The 20,076-nt window shown below is 71.0% G+C and carries 18 protein-coding genes and 1 pseudogene; 4 read left to right on the top strand and 15 right to left on the bottom strand.

Annotated elements, in window-relative coordinates:
- Positions 1–18 precede the first annotated feature (18 nt).
- The 3 genes from OG241_RS15180 to OG241_RS15170 form a co-directional block, all read right to left on the bottom strand.
- Positions 19–810: a ribonuclease BN gene (locus tag OG241_RS15180; RefSeq protein WP_405815877.1), complete on the bottom strand. Its 792-nt coding sequence runs from the start codon at positions 808–810 to the stop codon at positions 19–21.
- A gap of 105 nt (positions 811–915) precedes the next feature.
- The gene (locus OG241_RS15175; protein WP_405815876.1) at positions 916–2,262 is read right to left on the bottom strand and encodes a hypothetical protein; all 1,347 of its coding nucleotides are present in this window, start codon (positions 2,260–2,262) and stop codon (positions 916–918) included.
- A gap of 121 nt (positions 2,263–2,383) precedes the next feature.
- On the bottom strand, positions 2,384–3,052 hold the full coding sequence (locus OG241_RS15170) for an HdeD family acid-resistance protein (protein ID WP_405815875.1): 669 nt from the start codon (positions 3,050–3,052) through the stop codon (positions 2,384–2,386).
- A gap of 199 nt (positions 3,053–3,251) precedes the next feature.
- Here OG241_RS15170 and OG241_RS15165 point away from each other — a divergent pair, with 199 nt between their 5' ends.
- Positions 3,252–3,905, top strand: a complete 654-nt coding sequence (locus OG241_RS15165; RefSeq protein WP_405815874.1) for a potassium channel family protein — start codon at positions 3,252–3,254, stop codon at positions 3,903–3,905.
- Positions 3,906–4,093: 188 nt separating this feature from the next.
- A pseudogene (locus tag OG241_RS15160) lies at positions 4,094–4,324 on the top strand (DUF2252 family protein); the annotation flags it as partial.
- Between the two features lie 58 nt (positions 4,325–4,382).
- Here the strand turns inward: OG241_RS15160 and OG241_RS15155 are convergent.
- From OG241_RS15155 to glnA, 7 genes are all read right to left on the bottom strand, one after another.
- Entirely contained in the window at positions 4,383–4,580 is a 198-nt protein-coding gene (locus OG241_RS15155) for a hypothetical protein (protein ID WP_405815872.1), read from the bottom strand.
- Positions 4,581–4,706: 126 nt separating this feature from the next.
- The gene (locus OG241_RS15150; protein WP_405815871.1) at positions 4,707–5,246 is read right to left on the bottom strand and encodes a hypothetical protein; all 540 of its coding nucleotides are present in this window, start codon (positions 5,244–5,246) and stop codon (positions 4,707–4,709) included.
- Between the two features lie 35 nt (positions 5,247–5,281).
- Positions 5,282–6,892 carry an MFS transporter gene (locus OG241_RS15145; protein WP_405815870.1) on the bottom strand — a complete coding sequence of 537 codons (1,611 nt, stop codon included), beginning with the start codon at positions 6,890–6,892 and terminating at the stop codon, positions 5,282–5,284.
- A gap of 164 nt (positions 6,893–7,056) precedes the next feature.
- A complete protein-coding gene (locus OG241_RS15140) occupies positions 7,057–9,747 on the bottom strand; it encodes a LuxR C-terminal-related transcriptional regulator (RefSeq protein ID WP_405826230.1) in 2,691 nt (896 codons plus the stop codon).
- Between the two features lie 81 nt (positions 9,748–9,828).
- Positions 9,829–10,692 (bottom strand): class II glutamine amidotransferase, encoded by an 864-nt coding sequence (locus OG241_RS15135; protein WP_405815868.1) that lies wholly within the window; start codon positions 10,690–10,692, stop codon positions 9,829–9,831.
- Between the two features lie 144 nt (positions 10,693–10,836).
- Positions 10,837–11,103, bottom strand: a complete 267-nt coding sequence (locus tag OG241_RS15130; protein WP_405815866.1) for a hypothetical protein — start codon at positions 11,101–11,103, stop codon at positions 10,837–10,839.
- 191 nt (positions 11,104–11,294) lie between these two features.
- Positions 11,295–12,704: a type I glutamate--ammonia ligase gene (gene glnA, locus OG241_RS15125; RefSeq protein WP_405815864.1), complete on the bottom strand. Its 1,410-nt coding sequence runs from the start codon at positions 12,702–12,704 to the stop codon at positions 11,295–11,297.
- 197 nt (positions 12,705–12,901) lie between these two features.
- Here glnA and OG241_RS15120 point away from each other — a divergent pair, with 197 nt between their 5' ends.
- The gene (locus OG241_RS15120) at positions 12,902–13,369 is read left to right on the top strand and encodes an RDD family protein (RefSeq protein ID WP_319096404.1); all 468 of its coding nucleotides are present in this window, start codon (positions 12,902–12,904) and stop codon (positions 13,367–13,369) included.
- A 125-nt stretch (positions 13,370–13,494) separates the two neighbouring features.
- Here OG241_RS15120 and OG241_RS15115 read toward each other — a convergent pair whose 3' ends face one another.
- From OG241_RS15115 to lipB, 4 genes are all read right to left on the bottom strand, one after another.
- A complete protein-coding gene (locus OG241_RS15115; protein WP_319294595.1) occupies positions 13,495–14,193 on the bottom strand; it encodes a DUF4191 domain-containing protein in 699 nt (232 codons plus the stop codon).
- 68 nt (positions 14,194–14,261) lie between these two features.
- The gene (locus OG241_RS15110; RefSeq protein ID WP_319096406.1) at positions 14,262–14,462 is read right to left on the bottom strand and encodes a hypothetical protein; all 201 of its coding nucleotides are present in this window, start codon (positions 14,460–14,462) and stop codon (positions 14,262–14,264) included.
- Positions 14,463–14,775: 313 nt separating this feature from the next.
- Positions 14,776–15,741, bottom strand: coding sequence for a lipoyl synthase (gene lipA / locus OG241_RS15105; RefSeq protein ID WP_319294597.1), 966 nt, complete (start codon positions 15,739–15,741; stop codon positions 14,776–14,778).
- Positions 15,742–15,941: 200 nt separating this feature from the next.
- Positions 15,942–16,730 carry a lipoyl(octanoyl) transferase LipB gene (gene lipB, locus OG241_RS15100; RefSeq protein WP_405826228.1) on the bottom strand — a complete coding sequence of 263 codons (789 nt, stop codon included), beginning with the start codon at positions 16,728–16,730 and terminating at the stop codon, positions 15,942–15,944.
- Positions 16,731–17,015: 285 nt separating this feature from the next.
- Between lipB and OG241_RS15095 the strand changes: the two genes are divergently transcribed.
- A complete protein-coding gene (locus tag OG241_RS15095) occupies positions 17,016–18,455 on the top strand; it encodes a regulator (RefSeq protein ID WP_405815863.1) in 1,440 nt (479 codons plus the stop codon).
- Position 18,456: 1 nt separating this feature from the next.
- Here the strand turns inward: OG241_RS15095 and OG241_RS15090 are convergent, their stop codons facing one another.
- On the bottom strand, positions 18,457–19,902 hold the full coding sequence (locus OG241_RS15090; RefSeq protein WP_405815861.1) for an NAD(P)/FAD-dependent oxidoreductase: 1,446 nt from the start codon (positions 19,900–19,902) through the stop codon (positions 18,457–18,459).
- Positions 19,903–20,076: the final 174 nt, after the last annotated feature.

Raw genomic sequence — 20,076 nt, 5'->3', positions numbered from 1 at the left:
GGTCTTCACCGGGCGGCCTCACCCAACGCGGGTGAGTGCGCGCGCCGCGGCCGTCCGATACCAGGTGGTGGAGGCGACGTACTCGCCGAGGGCCAGGCCCGAGACGGCCGTCAGGAAGACGGCGATCAGCCAGGAAAGGAACGTGAAGACGGGGCCCAGTGGGCCGAACTCGGCCAGGCTGCGCTCCATCGCCGCGGGCACCAGTACGCGGGCGGCCCCGCTCAGCAGGACCGTACCGGTGCCTGCCAGCAGCGCTCCCGGCAGCAGGCTCACCCAGCCGATCCGACCGCCCAGCAGCAGATGCTGCGACCACCACCACAGCAGCGTCGCCGAGAGCATGGACAGCACCAGCCCGGTCACCGCGCCCGCGCCGAACCCGTCGCGCAGCGGTGCCTGGAACAGCAGGAAGGCCAGCCAGACGACCGGCCAGAGCAGCCAGCGCCAGAGCGCGGCCCGCACCGGTGCGCGCGGCAGATGCCAGCACCGCTCGCACACCGCCTGCAGCGCCCGGCTGAATGCCGTGGCCGACACAAGCGTCACCACCAGGCCCACGGCTCCTGCGGTGTCCCGCGTCGTGCCGGTCGCGGAGAAGACCTGACGCATCTCGTCGAGCGTGTCGCCGCGCATTCCCAGGACCGCACGAACGGAGTCGGCCAGCAGGTCCTGCATCCAGCCGGGGGCGAACGCCGCGACGGTCATCAGCAGCGGGAGCGCGGTGAGGAACGCCTGCGCGGCCAGCCGTACGGCGCCCTCCACGAGGTTGAGGGCCGTCAGACGGGACAGCAGCCGGGCGGTGGCTCCCGACCGCACGCTCGCCACGGCCTGCCCGGCCGCGCATCTCAGGGACTTCGTGTGCCTGCCTGACGCCGTACGCCTGAGGGACGTGCGTCCGGGGCCGGGTTTCCCGACCATGACTCACGGGCCGGTCCGGCCCGCCGGCTCGTCGGCCGGTCCGGCGGCGGCCGCGACGATCGCCAGGCAGAGCAGGACGGCCACCGCGATGCAGAGAACGAGCGCCACCGCTCCGACCGTGGGGTGGTTCCAGAGCACCAGCGTCAGCGCACCGGCCGCGATGACGCCGGCGGTGGTCCAGTCCCGGTGACCGGTGAGCCAGCGTCCGGTGGATCCGGTGGGAACCCCGGCGCGATACAGCGCCTGGCCGGTGGCCGTCGTGCCCCGGTCGGCCGTGGCGCGGACGGCGCGAGCGGGACGGCCGGGACCGTACAGGTACGCGATCAGTACGATGATCACCGCGACGATCAGCAGGGTGCGCGTGCTGTCGCGAAGGAACCGGACGAACGTGTCGTAGATCGCCGCGGCCGCGTCGGTGGGCAGCACCGTGGACGGGACGGAGTCCAGATAGACCCGTCGCAGCACGGCCAGCGCGACGAGCAGCACCACCATCATCACGCCGACCCCCGTCGCGGTGATCATCAGCATCACCCGGCGTGCCGGAGCGGTCCACACCGCGAGGGCGGCGAGCACGACGGTCAGTACGGGCAGCCAGGTACCGAGGATGTCCAGCAGCCGCATCGCGTCCTGGGCCTTGCCCAGTTTCTCGGTCTTGAACAGCGTGACCGTCCGGTCGATGTCCGGGATGGCCGACGCCTTGTCGAAGCCCGCGTCGACAAGCCGCTCCCGCACCTGGTCGACGACATCTCCCAGGTTCAGTTCGACGGCACCGCCCTTGGCGCTCACGGCACCTTCGCCGTCACCGGTGAGCATTCCGACCACAGCGCCGTGCGCGCGCCGGTTGGCGCCCTCCCACACCTGCTGGAAGGCGTCGCTGGTGATCACACGGGTGACGGTGCGGTTCACGACCGACTTGACCGCGTTCCGCAGCGGACCCTCCAGGGCCTCGGCCCCCGCCACGACGCGGGGTTTGGCCCCGCCGTCCTTGAGCGTCTTGGCGAGCGCGTCCGTCACCGCCTTGACGTCCACGTTCTGTACAACGCGGGCCGTGAGCCGGTTGATCACGACCTCCTGCACGGCTGGGTCCGATGCCAGCGGCGCGACGGTCTTCACGTACCTGCCCGTGTCGGAGACCGTGTCCTGGACCCAGGCCGCGACGACGGCCACCGGCGCGAGCAGCAGGGCCAGCAGAAGGAGAATCGACGAGCCGACCCGGCGTAGTTTCCGGTGGCGTATCGCCGCGTGCCGGCGCATCCGGTCGTACTCCGCTCGCTCCTCGGCGGTGATGACGTGCTGCGGGCTCGTGTCCTTGCCGAAGTCCGGCGAATCAGGGGTCGAGGCCGGGTTCATGGGTGCTCCTATCCGTGGGTGCGCCTCCCCGGCCGTGGCGATCGCCGCTCGGGATGACGGAGGTGGCGGGAGATCCGGACGCGTCCGCCGTGTCGCGCCCGCCCAAGCGGCGGGCGGGAGGTCAGGCCGTCCCGGCGGGTGGGTACGACCCCGTGGTGTGCGTCTTTCGCAGTGCCGCCCGCCACGCGAGGGCGACCGCCGTCTCGGCCAGGCCGAGCAGGACGAGCCACAGGCCGAGCAGCCGGGTCAGGGCGCGGGCGGACTCCGTCGGCAGGGCGAGGACCACGATCCCCGCGACGATGGCGAGCACCGCGGCGCCCACGACGACGCCGCGGTGCGGCAGGTCCTCGGTGGCGAGGGCCGAGTAGAGGGTGAGGACGCCGGACATGAGCCAGACGGCGCCGGTGATCAGCGACAGCGCGGCGATGGTCTGCAGCGGGTTTCGCAGGCACAGCACTCCGGCCAGGACGTACAGCACGGCCAGGAGCAGTCCCGCGAGCCGTTCACCGTGTTCCTCGCGGCCGAAGACGGCTACGAACCGGAACGCCCCGGTCAACAGCAGGTACAGGCCGATGAGGACCGCCAGGACGTGCAGGGTCTCCTCCGGCCAGACCAGTACCAGGATGCCCAGCACCAGCGTCGCGAGGGCCGGGCCCAGGAGCCAGACCCAGGAACGGCCGAGCCGCGCGAGTGCATCCGCGGAGTCGGTCATGGGTCCGGGGCCGGGGCCCGCACCGGCGGGCTCGTGTTCCTGTCCGGTGTGCGATGCCGAACCACGCGGCACGGTCATGGCTCCTCCTCGCGTGATCGACGAGTGGTCGCTGACCGCTCCAGAGTCACGCCTGTCACCCGGTGCCGGGGTCACCCACCACGGGTGATCCTTCGGCGCCGGCGCGGAGGTGAGGTGGAATCACCGGAACGCCAGCCCCTTCGGCCCTTCGGCCGTACGGAACGAGGAGGAAGGAAGGAAGGAAGGGAAGAGACACGAGATGAGCGATCCGAGCACCCCTCGGCCGGGCCACCCCCGGCCCGAACCGGACGCACGCCGGCGGTCTCTCGACGCCCGTCGGCGGTCTTCCCGTGCCCGCCGGTGGGCGGCGGTCGGCGCCCTGACCCGCGCCGTACTCATCGCTGCGGGCCTCGTCGCCGCCTACTACCTGCTGCCCCTGGACGAGCACGGCACGGCAGCCTCGTCGGCGCTGCTCGTGGGCGGCCTGGTGGGGGTGCTGCTGGTGTTCGGGGTCGAGGTGTGGGCCATCACGCGCTCACCCCACCCGCGCCTCAAGGCCGTCGAGGCCCTGGCCGCCACGCTGGCGTTGTTCCTGGTTCTCTTCGCCGGCGCCTACTACCTGCTGGACCGCTCCACCCCGGGCTCCTTCAGCGAGCCGCTGACCAGGACGGATGCCCTGTACTTCACTGTGACGACGTTCAGCACCGTCGGCTACGGGGACATCACGGCACGCTCCCAGGCCGGGCGGGTGCTGACGATGGCTCAGATGGTGGGAGGGCTACTGCTCGTGGGCGTCGCCGCACGGGTACTGGCGAGCGCGGTCCAGGCCGGGCTGCGCAGGCAGCGCCGTGGGCCGGCGCAGTCGCCTTCCGGCACGGACGCCGGGACACCGGACCAAGAGGGCGGACGATGACCGTGCCCGACGGTCTCACCGCGTCCCCCCACACCGGCCGAGCGAGCGGCGACCGCCGCGACGCACGCCGGTGCGCATCGCGCCCGACAGAGTCGAAGTGATGGAACGTCAGCCGGCCGGACCCTGCCGTTCGAACGTCGGCATCCGTTGCGCCACTACCGCCTGGTGGACACCGCCGGACAACCGGTGGGCGTCGGCACGCCGTGGGGGACGGGCAGGGCCGGGACCGCCACGTGCGCCGGCTGTGGGACTGGAAGGGCATCGCACGACCGGAGACCATGGAGCCGGACGTGCCCTGCCTCTTCATCCGGTTGCCTCTTCGTCCGGTTGTGCGGAGCGTCCCTGGCACCGGCCCGCGCCCGCTCGGGCGATCCCGTCACCCTCGCCGACCGCTGGGCGGCAGCGACCGCCTGGCACGTCGGCCGGATCGAGGCGGAGCCGCACTGAGCCGCATCACGTCCGCCGGCCTCCAGAGCGTCACTCCGGCAGTTGGCGCATCTCCAGGACACGCAGTCCCAGTGACTGGCAGCGTGCCAGCAGCCCGTACAGGTGTGCCTCGTCCACAACGGGGCCGAACAGGACGGTCTGGCCGGACATCACGACGTGGCCCAGCTCCGGAAAGGCTTGGGCCATCGTTTCCGACAAGTGTCCCTCGACTCGGATCTCGTAGCGCACGAGCTGTCCTCCTACGGGCTTGCTGGGACAGGCGGACGGCGCCTTACCTGCGATCGTCCGCCTGTCCCGGCGCTTCGGGCCTCACCCGGGAGAGGTGACCCGACGCCGGACGGCGGACTCCACGGATCAGTGCTTCAGGAAGATCTTGAACGAGATGATCAGCAGGCCGAGCCCCAGGTTGACCGACGCGGCGACGGCCACCAGCCGCCAAGAGGCACCCGCGCGGCGGGCCGCGGCCACGGACCAGCCCACCTGGCCGGCCACGGCGACCGAGAGAGCCAGCCAGACGGCACCTCGCACATCCAGGCCCAGGAGCGGGCTGACCGCCACCGCTGCGGCCGGCGGGACCGCTGCCTTGACGATCGGCCACTCGTCGCGGCACACGAGCAGCACGACCCGGCGGTCCGGCGCCCGTTGCGCCAGGCGCGCCCCGAACAACTGGGCGTGCACGTGCGCGATCCAGAACACCACCCCGGTGAGCAGCAGAAGCAGCACGAGTTCGGCGCGGGGGAACGAGCCCAGGGAGCCGGCGCCGATCAGGACGGAGGCCGCGAGCATGGATCCGTAGACACCGCCCGTGTAGTCCGCTCGGGCTCGGTGCTCGGCCCGGCGCGCTCTGCGGGCCGTGGCCGGGCCGGTCGTGGGCGGGGTCGTGGTTCTGGACACCGGTGACTCCCTCCGGACTCGGTACGTCGACGCGGTCACCTCGGCTGGAGCGTCGGCTCCGGGCGTCGCGGACGGGTCTTTTGGGCGGTCGGGAGGTGCGGTGTGACCAGGAAACTCGCGAGAGCGATGCCGCCGGTGGCCAGGATCGCCGCCTTCAGACCGTTCAGTTGGGCAGCGGAGTAGGAGTCCGCGACGGCATCGACCTCGGACGGCGGCAACCCTGCGTGCTCGGCCGCGGAGCGCACCTGATCGGTGGGGACGAACGTGATCCCGGCCTCGAGAGCGACACCGACCTGCTGCCGGGTCTCCTCCGACAGGCTCGGGTTGTCCGCCACCTGCGAGGTGAAGGCGTGCGCCAGCGCACCGATGAGGATCGACCCGATGAGAGCGGTGCCCAGCGCCGAGCCCAGATTCTGTGCCGTGAACTGAAGCCCTCCGGCCTCACTGCGTTCCTCCTCACCGACACTGGACTGGACGACGTTGCCCAGCTGCGAGGCGAGCAGACCGACGCCCACGCCCAGCAGGGCCATCGCTCCGGCGAACTGGGCGTCGTCGATGACCGGGTCGATGGTGGCCAGCAGCCACACGATGGACGCCGCCAGGGTCAGCAGGGCCAGCCGGACCACCCGGCGCGGTCCCATCGTCCGCCCCAGCGAGGACGCGGCCATGGAGGTGATGAGCATGGTGGCGGACACCGGGAGCAGGCGCAGGCCCGTCTCGAAGGCGTCGAACCCCTGAACCACCTGCAGATACAGCGGGATGGCGAAGAACAGCCCCAGCAGGATGAGGTTCTGGCTCAGCAGCGTCAACAGGCCGGACCGCAGCACAGGCCTGCCCAGCAGGGACAGGTGGACGAGAGGATCGGCGCCCTCTTCGTCCCGCCGGCGCTCCCACCGGCGGAAGAGGGCCAGGACGGCCACCCCGGCGCCGACGACGAACAGGGTCGGGGCGAAGCCGAAGACGGTGAAAGGAGGATTGCGGGGCTGCACCCACCCCCAGGTGCTGCTCTGCAGGACCCCGAGCACGCCCAGCGCCAGTCCGGCCGCGGAGAGGACCGCGCCGACCCCGTCCAGCCGGGGGCGTGGGCCGGTCGACGCGGGCGTCGCGATGACCCGGCGGCACAGCAGGACAGCCGCGACGACCACGACCTCGCCGGCGAAGACCAGCCGCCAGGTCAGGTACGTCGTCACCCAGCCGCCCAACAGGGGGCCGACCGCGATCCCGGCGCCGGCGAGCCCGCCGATGACCGAGTAGGCGACGGCCCGGTCGCGCCCTCGGTACGACTCCGCGATGAGGGCGGCCATGGCCGGCAGCACCATGGAGGCTCCGAGCCCCTCGATGACGGACCAGCCCAGAGTGAGGACCCACAGGGTGGGCGCCGCGGCGGTCAGGGCCGACCCCACGCCGTACACGACCATCCCTGTGAGGAACATGCGGCGACGCCCCAGAATGTCCCCGAACCTACCGCCGATGATCATGAAAGCGGCCATGACCAGCGCGTACAGCGTGATGACAGCCTGGATGGCGGTGACCTCGGTGTCGAAGTCCTCGACCAGCTGGCTGATGGAGACGTTCATGACCGAGGTGTCCAGGACCATCAGGAACTGGGCTGCGCCCAGGACGATCAGAGCTCGCCAGTGCTTCACCGTGTCCACCTCGCCAAGTCGGCCGGTATGCCGGTTGGGACGACCGGGCCGGCGGCCCGGCGCACGCCCCGCCTCCCATCGCAGCCGAAGGACGCGTCCCGTGCCTCACCCGCCACGGGGGAATCACGGGGGAACCGCGGGGAACAACAGGAACCGACGTGCGTTCAGAGCAGCCGGACTTCCCGCGCGCGCCGCACCGCTTCGCTCCGCCGGTTCACCGCGAGCTTCCGGTAGACGCTCTTGAGGTGGGTCTTCACCGTGTTCACCGACACGTAGAGGTCTGCGGCGATCTCCTCGGTCGACATCATCCGGGCAAGCCGCTCCAGCACGTCCTGCTCGCGTCCGCTCAGCTCCGCCGCCACGAGCGGCGGGGGCGACGACTCCGGCCGGGACGTGTCGTCCCGCGGCGAGCCGGGCGTGAGCCAGCCCGCGGCCAGCTCGTGCAACGGAGCCGTGGCCAGAAGAGGCCGGATCAACGCTCCGGCATCGAGGAACGGACGCCGCAGCCGCTCGCGCCGGGCGTCGAGAAGCGCCTGTGCCACGAGCTTGCGGGCGGTGGCGGTGTCTCCTGCCCGCTCCGCGCCCTGAGCCCTGACCAGCGTTGCCCGCACGGTCACCCCCGGCCCCGGCCCGGTCCGGCCCTCGGTGCGGATGCTGTCGAGCAGGTCGACGGCCGCCTCGCGATGTCCTGCGGCGAGCTGGATCGCAGCCGCCTCCACGGCACACATCGGCTGGTCGACGGCGACTCCCTGGAGTACTTCGACGGCTTCGTCGGGCCGTCCTTCGGCCAGGTGGGCGGCGGAGGCGACGAGCAGTTCACGGCTTGTCGCCCAGGGCGAGGCCACGGCGGTGGAGACAGCCGGGTCCGCCGCCTCGACTGCGGCTCCCGGCTTGCCTTTGGCCAACAGGAGGTGAGCCGTTGTGAGGGCTCGCCCCGCCGCAAGAACCGGATCACGCGTTCCCGCCGGGAGCTGGGCCGTTTCGTCGAGGAGGGCCCGGGCCCGGCCCAGCTCATGGCGGTCGACAGCCACGGCGGCCAGGACCAGCCGTCCGATGCCGGAGCCGGGCTGCTGGTCCTGGCCGCCCCGCTCCGCCTCCGACACAGCCGCCAGCGCCTTGCGTTCCGCCCGGCCGAGCCAGCCGTTCAGGTAGTCGAGCAGGGCCAGGTGCCCCATCGACTCCTCCCGGGGCAGCAGGGTGGCGGCTCCGGGAGGAGTGCCGGCCACGGTGGTCAGGACAGCGCGCGCGTCCTCGAAGTGCCCGGCCCACAGGCGTGCCGAGCCCAGATGGGTCAGCAGGAGAGCGGTGAGTTCGGGATGCTTGTCCAGCAGGTGCGCCGGGACTTCCTGCCGCAGTTCACCGGCAGCCTCGGCGGCCTTCTCGACTCGTGGGGGGCATCCGGTCAGCCGTGCGGCCAGTGCTTCGAGCAGCGCGCAGCTCAGCTGGGCGGCCGCCAGGCCGGGAGCGTCGTCCGCCAGTCGCTCCTCGGCGTGGTGCAGGTGTGCCTGGCCACGGTCGAGGTCGTACCGGGACAGATCGTGGGCGGCGCGCACCAGGTCCGTCGCGGGGCTCTGGGGCTCGGACCCCATCCGGGAGAACAGCCGGTCCAGGTCGTCCGAGCGCAGGCCGGTGAAGAGCTGGCCGATCGCGAGGTCGTCGATGAGGGAACCGGCGGCGAAATCCCAGTCGCCCACCGTGGCGCTGTGGGCGAGCGTCTCCGGCAGGAACCCGGAACGACGCAGCCACCGTGCGGCCCTCCGGTGGAGTTCCGGCTCCACACCGGGCAGGCGTACACGCAGATGGGCCCGGAGTATTTCCCCGAACAGCGGATGGAGCTGGTACCACGAGTGCCCGAGAGGCTCGACGAACGCGTTCTCGTGGTGCAGCCCGGTGAGAATGGCCTCGGCATCGGCCCGCAGCGTCAGCGCGTCGGCCAGATCGGGACAGAAGCGCTCCAGGACGCTGACGCGCAGCAGGAGGTCCTGTGTCTCCGGCGTCTGGACCTTGAGGACCTCCGCCAGCAGGTAGTCCGCGACCGTACTGTGGTCCGCCTCGAACTCCTTCAGGTACAGCTCGGGGGTGGCGCTCTCCCGGGCGGCCAGGGCGGACAGGCGCAGGCCGGCGGCCCAGCCCCGGGTGCGGTCCACCAGGACCCGCACGGCGTGGACCGGAAGGCGCAGACCGTGCAGCTGCAGCAGTGCGACGGCCTCCTCGGGGGTGAAGGCCAGTTCGGCGGCGCGGATCTCCGTCAGATCGCCGGCCGCCCGGTATCGGTGCAACGGGAGCATTGGTTCGGTGCGGGTGACGAGGACGAGGCGCAGGCCGCGCCCGGCGTGGTGCAGGACGAACGCCAGCTGCTCCGAGATCTCCGGCGCGGTCGCACGCTCGAACTCGTCGAGTACGAGGACCACGGGCCGGTCCCGGTCGTTCAGTTCGGCGGCGAGCGCCGCCAGCAGTCTGCGGTCCACCCCGGAAGCGTCCGCGGGGGCCCCGACCGCGTCGGACACCGGCGCACCGCAGGCCTTCAGGGTCTCGAGGACGTACGCCCAGAACACCCCGGGACGACAGTCCCCCTTTTCGACGGTGAGCCAGGCGACCGGCGACCGCAGTCCGGCGGCCCAGTCGGCGGCCAACAGGGTCTTGCCTGCCCCGGCGGAGCCGTTGAGCAGCGTCAACCGGGTCCCGAGAGCCTGGTCGAGGTGGTCGACGAGCCGCTGCCGCCGCAGGAACGTGGTGGGCTTGGCGGGAAGGGCGAACCGGGCGCGCAGAAACGGGTCTCCCAGAGGATCGGCGCACGGAACGGTCGCAACGACGGGAAGGGCCGGTCCGCGGGCGTTCTCATCGCTCTCCGGCACCGCTCTCACCTCCCGGTCCGTCAGTACCCGGTCCGTCAGTACCCCGCCCTGGGCAACGCTCACGGCGGCAGGGTGCGCTGGTCAGCCCCTGGCCGAGGCGCCCTGGAAGTCGGGCTGGAACGCGCCGATCATGTCGTGGCCCGGCTGGATGACGCCGTAACTGCCCTCGGGTACCGCGTTCCAGGCGCCGGGGAGGTCGCCCAGCGGCTCTGACACGACGAGGCGGGTGTCGTCGGAGACCTCACGGAGGAACTCGGCATCCGGGTGGAGTGCGCGCAGGGTGTCCACCCTGGTGCTGAAGAACAACGACCGTGAGTGGCCTTCGCTGGAGTAGCGGAAGGCCCATACCCGTTCGCCGTCGGCGACCGCGACGGTCATCTGAAGGGGGTTCTTGATGCCGTGCTCGTGCCCCTTCCTCTCGACCAGGCCCGCCATGCGCGCCACGGCACCGGGAGGATCCTCCCGCAGGCCGAAGGTGAGGGCGAGGAAGAACATGAGCTCGGAGTCGGTGGAACCCTCGATGTCGGGATACAGGGCCGGATCGACGGCCAGAGCGAGGTCACGCCGGAGGAGGTGGAATCCGTTGATCATCCCGTTGTGCATCCACATCCATCGGCCGTTGCGGAAGGGATGACAGTTGGACTGCTGCACGGCTGTCCCGGTCGTCGCCCTGATATGGGCGAAGAAGAGGCCCGAGCGAACGTGGTGGGCGACCTCCCGCAGATTGCGGTTGTTCCACGCCGGGCCCACGTCCCGCAGGACAGCCGGGGTGGAGGCTGCGTCCCCTGCGTACTCGTTGTACCAGCCGAGGCCGAAGCCGTCGCCATTGGTCGTCTCCACCCCCATACGGGAGTGCAGGCTCTGGTCGATCAGAGAGTGCGCGGGCTTGAACAGAACCTGGCTGAGAAGAATGGGGGTACCCGAGTAGGCGATCCATCGGCACATCGTGGGTCCCTTCGCTCCTGGGACGGCCGACCCGATGCGTCAGCACCGGAGCGGAGCGTCCTCGTGCGACTAGTCACCAGTATCGCTTCCGGGAGCCCCTCGGGCACGCCGACCGTCCCGCCTCCGCCTGCCGACGCGCCCGGACTAGTACGGCGCCCGGAACTGTGCGTACCCCAGCAGAAGAATGATCCCGGCGACGCAGCCGAGGACTATCGCCGTCGAGATCCACGACGATCTGCGCGGCCCCGAACCCTCGGGCTCACCCCGGAACGGCACCGGCTCCGGGGGGTTCTCCTTCCAGCGGGCCGCCAACATGCGGGCCCGGGCGGAAGGCTCCTTGTGCGGGGCGTCGCGCGCCCATCGGTAGTCGAACTCCCGCTCGCTGTCGTCGTGTTCGGACGTCCCCGTCATCCCCGTTGCCTTTCGTGTCCTGTGCGATCCATGCCCGTGCGAGGTTGTTCAGAATAGTTCGCCCCTCTGACAACGCCCCGTCGGCCCCTGGGACTTACCGGCCCCGGACACGACAGCGCCCCCGAACCGGCGAAACCGGGACGAGGGCGCTGACGTACACCGTTACCGGGCGCCTGACGGCGCCGGCCGACTCACACGTCGAAGTACAGCTCGAACTCGTGCGGGTGCGGACGCAGCTGCAGCGGCGCGATCTCGTTCGTGCGCTTGAAGTCGATCCACGTCTCGATCAGGTCCGGCGTGAACACGTTGCCCTGGAGGAGGAACTCGTGGTCGCGCTCGAGGGAGTCGAGGACCGCCGGGAGGGAGGTCGGGACCTGCGCCACGCTCGCGTGCTCCTCGGGAGCCAGCTCGTACAGGTCCTTGTCGATCGGCTCGGCCGGCTCGATCTTGTTCTTGATGCCGTCCAGGCCCGCCAGCAGCAGGGCGGAGAAGGCGAGGTACGGGTTGCCGGAGGAGTCGGGCGCACGGAACTCGACGCGCTTGGCCTTCGGGTTGGAGCCCGTGATCGGGATACGCATGGCCGCGGAACGGTTGCGCTGCGAGTACACCATGTTGATCGGCGCCTCGAAGCCCGGGACCAGGCGGTGGTACGAGTTCACCGTCGGGTTGGTGAAGGCGAGCAGCGACGGGGCGTGCTTGAGGATGCCGCCGATGTAGTAGCGGGCGGTGTCCGACAGGCCCGCGTAACCGGCCTCGTCGTAGAAGAGCGGCTGGCCGCCGGTCCACAGCGACTGGTGGACGTGCATGCCGGAGCCGTTGTCACCGAAGATCGGCTTCGGCATGAAGGTCGCGGTCTTGCCGTTGCGCCACGCCACGTTCTTCACGATGTACTTGAAGAGCTGGAGGTCGTCGGCCGCGGCGAGCAGCGTGTTGAACTTGTAGTTGATCTCGGCCTGGCCGGCGGTGCCCACCTCGTGGTGCTGGCGCTCGACCTCAAGGCCGGAGTTGGCCAGCTCCAGGGAGATCTCGGCACGCAGGTCGGCGAAGTGGTCGACCGGCGGGGTCGGGAAGTAACCGCCCTTGTAGCGGACCTTGTAACCACGGTTGTTCTCGACCGCACCGGTGTTCCAGGCGCCGGCCTCGGAGTCGATGTGGTAGAAGGACTCGTTCGCGCCGGTGGCGAAGCGCACGCTGTCGAAGACGTAGAACTCGGCCTCGGGACCGAAGTACGCGGTGTCCGCGATGCCGGTCGACGCGAGGTAGGCCTCGGCCTTCTTGGCCACGTTGCGCGGGTCACGGGAGTACTGCTCGCCCGTGATCGGGTCGTGGATGAAGAAGTTGATGTTGACCGTCTTGTCACGGCGGAACGGGTCGACCCGCGCCGTGGACAGGTCGGCGCGGAGCGCCATGTCGGACTCGTGGATGGCCTGGAAGCCTCGGATCGAGGAGCCGTCGAAAGCCAGTTCCTCGTCCGGGTCGAAGGCCGACGCCGGCAGTGTGAAGTGCTGCATCACACCCGGCAGGTCGCAGAAGCGGACGTCGACGAACTTGACGTCCTCGTCCGCGATGTACTTCTTGGCGTCGTCGGCATTCTGGAACATCCAGCTCCTCCTACTCCCGGCCGTCCGTGCCGGGGTGGTAGTTCGTTCGTGCGGCCAGTGCGGTGGCACACGTTGGATCCGACCTTAGGGACAGGTGATTTCTCAGGCATGACCCATTTGTTTCGACCAAGTTAACCGGACGTCGGCCGGGCGACCCGCCTGTGGGTATCGAAATTCGGGAGCAGTACGGTGGTCGGGTGGACAACAGGGACGCAATCGGCTCGTGGCTCTCCGGACCGCGCGCAGCCGCGGAGGAAGCCGGTGTCGACTTCGGATACCGGGGCGAACAGCTCGGTCTGCCGGAGGAGGGACCGGGCTCGATCGCCCGCCCGGGCCGCCGCCTCGGCGCCCTGGCCGTCGACTGGGGCATGTGCCTCCTGATCGCATACGGCCTGCTCACCGACGGCTACAACCAGGCGACCGGAAACTGGGCCCTGCTGATCTTCTTCGTCATGGGCGCGGTGACGGTCGGTACTGTCGGCTTCACACCGGGCAAGCGCCTCTTCGGCCTGCGCGTGGTCGCCCTGGACACCGGCCGGGTGAACCCCCTGCGCGCGCTGCTCCGCACGGCCCTGCTGTGCGTCGCCGTTCCGGCCATGGTCTGGGACCGCGACGGCCGAGGGCTGCACGACCGCCTGGCCCGCACGGTGGAAGTACGGATCTGACCTCCGCATCACGTAGTCCCTCCCGTCACGACGTACGACGATGGGGGCGCCCGGAGTGAATCCGGGCGCCCCCATCGTCGTACGAGTCGTCGTACGGGCGTGGTGCGCGGTGTCGCCCGCCCGCGTCAGCGGGTCTTGCCGCCGCGTGGCATGCGCATCCCCTTGGGCATCGGGCCCTTCGGCAGAGGCATGTTGCTCATCAGGTCGCCCATCGCCCGCAGTCGGTCGTTGGTGGCGGTCACCTGGGGGCCGGCGAGAACGCGCGGCAGCTTCAGCATGGTCGTGCGGAGCTTCTTCAGCTCGATCTGGCCCTCACCCGTGCCGACCAGCAGGTCGTGCACCGGAACGTCCGCGACGATGCGGGACATCTTCCGCTTCTCGGCGGCCAGCAGGCTCTTCACCCGGTTCGGGTTGCCCTCGGCGACCAGGACGATGCCGGCCTTGCCGACCGCGCGGTGCACCACGTCCTGGCTGCGGTTCATCGCCACCGCCGGAGTCGTTGTCCAGCCTCGGCCGATGTTGTCCAGCACGGCCGCAGCGGCACCCGGCTGGCCCTCCATCTGCCCGAAGGCGGCCCGCTCGGCCCGGCGCCCGAACACGATCGCCGTCGCGAGGAAGGCGAGCAGGAGGCCGAGAATGCCGAGATAGATCGGGTGACCGATCAGGAAGCCGATCGCGAGGAAGACACCGAGGGTGCTGATTCCGACAGCCGCGAGTACAAGACCGATCTTCTTGTCGGCCTTGCGGGTCATTTTGTACGTCAGAGCGATCTGCTTGAGTCGCCCGGGGTTCGCGGCGTCCGCCGCGGGTTCCTTCCTCGCCATGCCGTGAAGTCTACGTGGCCTCGGAAGCGCCGACGACGGCGGTGTCGTCGGGGAACCGGGAAGCGGGGTCAGAGGTGGGCGGCCACGGACTGTTCGAGGACGCGCTGCGCCTCGACCCGGTCCTTGGCGCGGCGACGGTCCTCCAGGACGGAGGTCCAGGCGTTCTGGCGTGCGATGCGCTGGCCGTTGCCCATGAGCAACGACTCGACTGCGCGCAGCGCGTCGGTGAAGGACGGGATGGGCGTGGCGCTAACGGGCGCGGCCTGCATGATGGAGGTCCCCCTTCGGGTCGGCTCTGGGTAAGGGTGCACATCGTGTAAGACCAGGGTCACTCATTGGTGTTACCAGGGCGTGACTTGCCGGTCAAACGCCGATGAAGCCTTGATACGGAAGGCGAAAACGCCGATGCGGCCCTGACGTGTGCCCTCAACTGCGAGGACGGTCAGGACCGCACGGAATCGGCTATTACTGGCGGGTAGTCGCTTGTGCGCGAATTCACACGTCTGCCGCACCTCCGCCGCACCCCTGCTGGGCAGGAAGAGTGACGGTACGTCAGCAGCCGTACCCGGGTTCGGAGTCGGCTCAGACCGCCTGCGAGGCGATGTACGAACCGCGCTTCTCGACGGCCATCTGGTAGAGGCGGCCGGCGCGGTACGAGGAGCGAACCAACGGGCCGGACATGACCCCGGAGAAGCCGATCTGCTCGGCCTCCTCCTTCAGCTCGACGAACTCGTGCGGCTTGACCCAGCGCTCGACGGGGTGGTGCCGGACGGTCGGACGCAGGTACTGCGTGATGGTGATCAGCTCGCACCCGGCCTCGTGCAGCTGGCGCAGCGCCTCGCTGACCTCCTCGCGGGTCTCGCCCATGCCGAGGATCAGGTTCGACTTCGTGACCAGACCGTAGTCGCGGGCGTCGGTGATGACCTTGAGCGAGCGGTCGTAGCGGAAGCCGGGGCGGATGCGCTTGAAGATACGGGGGACCGTCTCGACGTTGTGCGCGAAGACCTCGGGCCGGGAGGAGAAGACCTCGGCCAGCAGCTCCGGTACGGCGTTGAAGTCGGGAGCGAGCAGCTCGACCTTGGTGCGGCCCTCTGCCCTCGCCTCGGTCTGCTGGTGGATCTGGCGCACGGTCTCGGCGTACAGCCAGGCGCCGCCGTCCTCCAGGTCGTCGCGGGCGACGCCGGTGATGGTGGCGTAGTTGAGGTCCATCGTGACCACGGACTCACCGACGCGGCGGGGCTCGTCGCGGTCGAGGGCCTCGGGCTTGCCGGTGTCGATCTGGCAGAAGTCGCAGCGCCGGGTGCACTGGTCGCCGCCGATGAGGAAGGTGGCCTCGCGGTCCTCCCAGCACTCGTAGATGTTGGGGCAGCCGGCTTCCTGGCAGACGGTGTGCAGGCCCTCGCTCTTCACGAGGTTCTGCATCTTCGTGTACTCGGGACCCATTTTCGCCCGGGTCTTGATCCACTCGGGCTTGCGCTCGATGGGGGTCTGGGCGTTCCGGACCTCCAGGCGCAGCATCTTGCGTCCGTCGGGTGCGACTGCGGACACGATGGCTCCCTTTAGCTTCGATTCTTCGGCGTACACCAGGGTACGCCCGTATGTTGCGGCCCCCGATTGGGGCCAACCCTGCGGAACGTGGTGCCATTCCCGCCCCGGCCGGCACCATCCAGCCCGTCCGGCGTTTGAGGACGAGGCCCTTTCAGGGCCGAAAGGGGGGTCTGGGGGCGCAGCCCCCAGGTACGGGGGGCCTAAGCCGACGCCCGCTCGATCTCCCGCGCCCGCGGCTCCGCCGCCTCCATGACCTCCCGGAGATGCCGCTCCACCACCGGCAGAACCTCCCCGACCGTCACTTCCCGCCCCAGCTCGTTCGCGAGCGACGTAACCCCCGCGTCGCGGATCCCGCACGGGATGATCCGGTCGAACCAGACGTTGTCCGGGTTCACGTTCAGCGAGAAGCCGTGCATGGTGACGCCCTTCGCCACCCGGATCCCGATCGCCGCGACCTTCCGGTCCTCCCGCCGCTGCCCGGCGTTGGACGGCGCGTACTCGGGCCCGTTCATCCGGGGGTCGAACTCGTCGTCGTGCAGCCGGGGATCCAGATCCAGCGAGAGACCGCCGAGCGCGGACGCCGGCCGCTGCTCGACCGGGTCGCCCAGTACCCACACCCCGCTGCGCCCCTCCACCCGGGACGTCTCCACCCCGAACTCCGCACAGGTACGGATCAGCGCGTCCTCCAGCCGCCGCACGTGCGCCACGACGTCCACCGGACGCGGCAGCTTCTGGATCGGGTAGCCCACCAGCTGGCCCGGACCGTGCCAGGTGATCTTGCCGCCGCGGTCCACGTCGATGACCGGGGTGCCGTCGAGGGGGCGCTCGCTCGGGTCGGTGCGCCGGCCGGCCGTGTAGACCGGGTGGTGTTCGAGGAGGAGGCAGGTGTCCGGGATCTCGTCCGCGAACCGGGCCGCGTGCACCCGGCGCTGCTCGTCCCAGGCCGCCTGGTAGTCGACGTACTCGACGCCGTCGGCGCCGAATCCCATCCGGACGAACCGCAACTCACCACTCACGGTGGCGCCTCCCTGGCTCTTTCAGCGGCCTGCTCAGCAGCCGCGCGTCAGGCGCGTAACGCGCCCGAACCACTGTACGTCCGGCCGTTCCCCGTCAGTCCGACGCCCGATTCTCACACGATCGGATGAATGTACGGCGGAATGTGCGATCGGCCGCTTACGCTCCGCTACATTCGCGCCGTTCACGAGGCCAAAAAGGGCTGCTCACCAGGAATCCGGGCACATCAGAGGGCCCGAAGGCAGGAGACCGCACCGCAGATGACGGAACGACCCGCGCAGCGCACTCCCAATCGACAGCTCGCCGCGCTCATCGCAGAAGCGGGATTCTCCAACGCGGGTCTGGCCCGCCGAGTGGACCAGCTCGGTCTCGAACACGGCCTTGATCTCAGATACGACAAGACGTCGGTGACCCGCTGGCTGCGCGGACAGCAGCCCCGCGGCACCACCCCCGCGCTCATCGCCGAGGTGTTCACACGGCGTCTCGGCCGCCGCCTCACCGCCCAGGACCTCGGGCTCGACGCCTGCGCGCCCGTCTACGCGGGGCTGGAGTTCGCGGCCAGCCCCGAGGAGGCCGTCGACATCGTCAGCGGGCTGTGGCGCAAGGACTCCGGCAGCCACGCCGAGCTGCGCAAGATCGCCTTCACCCCGGCCGGGCTCGTCGTGCCCAGCCGGGACTGGCTGATCGGGCGGCCCGACGACCGGGTCGGTCGCGGCGACCAGCCCGTCGTACGGGTGCCCGTGCAGGGGCGGCCCGGCGTACCCCGGCAGCGCGGACAGGCCGAGCGCGGACCCGGGCAGAAGGTCACCGGAGGCGACATCTCAGCGCTCCGCTCGGTCGGTGAGCTGTTCCGCACCCTCGACGACGCCTACGGCGGCGGCCACGCCCGCCAGGCCCTCGTCCGCTACCTGGAACACGAGACCGAGCCCATGCTGCGCGGTACCTACGGCGAGCAGACCGGCCGCCGCCTGTTCGCCGCCGCCTCCGACCTCACCCGGCTCGCGGGCTGGACGTCGTACGACATCGCCGCGCACGGCCTAGCCCAGCGCTACTTCGTCCAGGCGCTCAGGCTCGCGCAGGCGGCCGGAGACCGGGCGTACGGCTCGTACGTACTGGCCACCATGAGCCGCCAGGCCGTCTACCTCGGGCACGGGCGGGAGGCCGTGCAGCTCGCGCGGGTGGCCCAGCAGGGTGTCGGTACCACCGCGCCGCCCGTCGTGCAGTCGCTGCTGCACGCGTGCGAGGCGCGCGCCCACGGCGTGCTGGGCGAGGTCAGGGCCTGCACCGCCTCCCTGGTCCGGGCCGAACGGGCGCTCGAAGCGGCCCGGCCCGGCGACGAAGTCCCGCACTGGGCGAGGTTCTTCGACGAGGCCCAGCTCGCCGACGAGTTCGGGCACTGCCATCGCGATCTCCAGCAGTTCCGCGCCGCCGTCCAGCACGCGGAGCGCTCGCTCCAGCTGCGCGCCCCCGCCTTCGCCCGCAGCCGACTCTTCTGCCGCGTCGTGCTCGCCTCGGCCCGGCTGGGCCTCGGCGAGCTCGACCAGGCCTGCCTGCTGGGCGCGGAGGCGGCGGGCGCGGCGGCGGAGATGCGCTCGGTGCGGGCGACCGAGTACGTACGGGACTTCGAGCGGCGCCTGGAGCCCTACAAGGACGCGGCACCGGTCAGGGGGTACCGCGACAAGGTCGCCGCGCTCGGCTGACTCACGCGGCTGCCGCCTCCTCCTCCGCGGTCTCCGCCTCCGCCGCTGCCTCTGTGGCTGTCGTTCGCAGTGGCTCCGCCATGTGCATCGGGCCCGCGCCCAGGTCCGTCAGGACCGCGGCCGCGGCCCGGTGCCCGGAGTGCAGGGCGCCCTGGACGGTGCTCGTGTCCCGGTGGTCTCCGCACACGTACAGGCCGGCCAGCAGCCGTACTGGGCGGCGCAGGTCGTGCGGCGGGCGCATCGCGGGCACCGCCTCGGCGGTGTGGTGCACGGCGAGCGTCTCCCAGCGCGTGGTCGACGTCCCGTAGAGGCGGGACAGGTGGGCCCGTACGGCCGTGTCCACGTCCTCGGGAGGAGTGCCCAGCACCGTCGACGAGATCAGCGGGCGGCCGGCGGGGGAGCGGGACGGGTCCACGCGGCTGACCACCGCCGTGTGCGCGACCGGGCCTGAGCGGTCCGCGTCCAGCAGCAGGAACGCACCGGTCTCGGGCGCCTCGTCGGCCGTGTGGTGGACGACGGTCACCGGGTGGAAGTCGGGTACGCGCAGCCCGGGCAGCAGACCGGCGGCGGTGCGCGCGTCGGTCGCCACCAGGACGGCCCGGCAGCGCAGTTCGCCGTGGTCGGCGGTGGTCACCAGGTTCGTGGCGACGGACGTGACCCGGACCCCGGTGTGCACGGTGCCGGGCGGCAGCGCCCGCGACAGCAGCTCCGGCAGGGTCTCCGCGCCGCCCTCCGGCACACACAGCCGGCCGCTCGCGAACGCCCGCAGCGCGAGATCCGCGCACCGGCTCGACGTGGACAGCTCGGGGTCGCAGAGCAGCGCGGCGAGCAGCGGGCGCAGAAAGCCCTCGACCGTACGGGCGGGCAGGCCGCGGCCTGCCAGGGCGTGGGCCGCAGGCAACTCGGGGCGGGCCAGCAGCCGTTGCGGGGAGACCCCGGCGAGCCGGCTCAGCGCGGCACCCAACCGGGCCTGATCGACCGCTCCGCCGACCGCGCCGCCCACCGCCCCGCCGAACTGTGCGCCGGTGCGCGCCCCCGCCGATACCGTCACTCGGGGGGAACCGCCCGTCCGCGCCGGCCTCGGGGCGCTCGCCAGGGCGCGCACAGTGCCGAGCGCGCCCCGTGCGCCCCCTCCGCTCAGCGGAGCGCCCGCGCGATGCCGGCGTCCGTCGCTGTGCACCAGGACACCGGGTGCGAAGGGACGCAGGACGAGAGTGTCGAGGCCGGCGGTCAGCCGCAGTTCGGGATACGACGTGGACAGCAGCTGCCCGATCCGGTCGAGGCGGAAGCCGTCGACCTTCTCGGTCGCCATCCGGCCGCCGACGTAAGGGGCGGCCTCCAGGACCGCGGTCGTTACTCCTGCGCTGGTCAGCCGATGAGCCGCCGCGAGTCCGGCGACCCCGGCTCCCACGATGACGACGTCCGCCTGGTACGCGGGCTCAAGCACGTGCCCTCCCTTGATCGCGGTGACGCGGCCTGCCAGGGCACCGTTGCCCCAACAGGCTTACGGGATAAGCGAGTTCGGATTCTTCGGACCTTTCGGATCGCTCGGATCGAGAGTAGGGCGGCTCAGGGCAGGCGGAAGTCGCGCATGAACAGGGCACGGTCGCACAGCGGTCGC

This window comes from Streptomyces sp. NBC_01390 (assembly GCF_045040105.1).
GTDB lineage: Bacteria > Actinomycetota > Actinomycetes > Streptomycetales > Streptomycetaceae > Streptomyces.
Note: the sequence above shows the minus strand (reverse complement) of the source record. Positions and strands in the feature narration are given on the sequence as shown.

Bases quoted from the DNA above. Each gene is read 5' to 3' on its own strand.
- OG241_RS15115 (WP_319294595.1), bottom strand. From the start codon at position 14,193: ATGGCGAGGAAGGAACCCGCGGCGGACGCCGCGAACCCCGGGCGACTC.
- OG241_RS15095 (WP_405815863.1), top strand. From the start codon at position 17,016: ATGACGGAACGACCCGCGCAGCGCACTCCCAATCGACAGCTCGCCGCG.
- OG241_RS15130 (WP_405815866.1), bottom strand. From the start codon at position 11,103: ATGACGGGGACGTCCGAACACGACGACAGCGAGCGGGAGTTCGACTAC.
- lipB (WP_405826228.1), bottom strand. From the start codon at position 16,730: ATGGGATTCGGCGCCGACGGCGTCGAGTACGTCGACTACCAGGCGGCC.
- OG241_RS15175 (WP_405815876.1), bottom strand. From the start codon at position 2,262: ATGAACCCGGCCTCGACCCCTGATTCGCCGGACTTCGGCAAGGACACG.
- OG241_RS15135 (WP_405815868.1), bottom strand. From the start codon at position 10,692: ATGTGCCGATGGATCGCCTACTCGGGTACCCCCATTCTTCTCAGCCAG.
- OG241_RS15170 (WP_405815875.1), bottom strand. From the start codon at position 3,052: ATGACCGTGCCGCGTGGTTCGGCATCGCACACCGGACAGGAACACGAG.
- OG241_RS15110 (WP_319096406.1), bottom strand. From the start codon at position 14,462: ATGCAGGCCGCGCCCGTTAGCGCCACGCCCATCCCGTCCTTCACCGAC.
- OG241_RS15165 (WP_405815874.1), top strand. From the start codon at position 3,252: ATGAGCGATCCGAGCACCCCTCGGCCGGGCCACCCCCGGCCCGAACCG.
- glnA (WP_405815864.1), bottom strand. From the start codon at position 12,704: ATGTTCCAGAATGCCGACGACGCCAAGAAGTACATCGCGGACGAGGAC.